The organism is Nocardia sp. bgisy134 (genome assembly GCF_057708325.1).
In genome coordinates this window covers 1-765 of record NZ_JBYIRW010000066.1, presented here as the reverse complement: position 1 = coordinate 765, position 765 = coordinate 1, and the positions used below count along the sequence as shown (strand labels likewise).

The 765-nt window shown below is 69.2% G+C and carries 1 protein-coding gene; it reads left to right on the top strand.

What is annotated here, in order from left to right; translation table 11 throughout:
* Positions 1-765, top strand: a 765-nt coding sequence (locus AC3ERS_RS36585; protein ID WP_431972735.1) for an AMP-binding protein, incomplete at both ends; no start/stop codon positions are given.

Below are 765 nucleotides of genomic sequence, written 5' to 3'. Positions count from 1 at the left end.
GAACACGGCGTATGTGATCTTCACGTCGGGTTCGACCGGGGTGCCGAAGGGGGTGGCGTTGACCCACCGGGCGACGGTGCACCAGCTGGCCTGGGCACAGGCACGGTATCGGCTCGACGGCAGTGATGTGGTGTTGCACAAGACGCCGATCACGTTCGACATTTCGGTGTGGGAGTTGTTCTGGCCCTTGCAGGTCGGGGCGCGGGTGGTGATCGCTGCCGCGGACGGGCATCGGGACCCGCATTATCTGGCGGCGCTGATCCAGGCCGAGGCGGTGACGACGGTGCATTTCGTGCCGTCGATGCTGGCGGCGTACCTGGCGGCGGTGCCGGCGCCGCTGGCGGTGAGTGTGCGGCGGGTCTTCGCCGCCGGGGAGGCCTTGCCGGCCGCGGCCATCACCCGGTTCGCCGAGTACGGCGACGCGGAGTTGCACAACTGGTACGGCCCGGCCGAGGCCGAGGTGGTCACCGCGTGGGAGTGCGACGCGGATGCCGTGGGTGTGCCGATCGGGTCACCGGTGTGGAACACGCAGACCCTCGTGCTCGATTCCCGGTTGCATCCGGTGCCGGTGGGGGTGGTGGGTGAGTTGTATCTGGCGGGTGTGCAGTTGGCGCGGGGGTATCACGGTCGGCCGGGTGTGACGGCGGGTGGGTTCGTGGCGGATCCGTTCGGGGTGGCGGGGGAGCGGATGTACCGGACGGGGGATCTGGTGCGGTGGCGTGCGGATGGGCAGTTGGAGTATGTGGGGCGCACCGATTTCCAGGT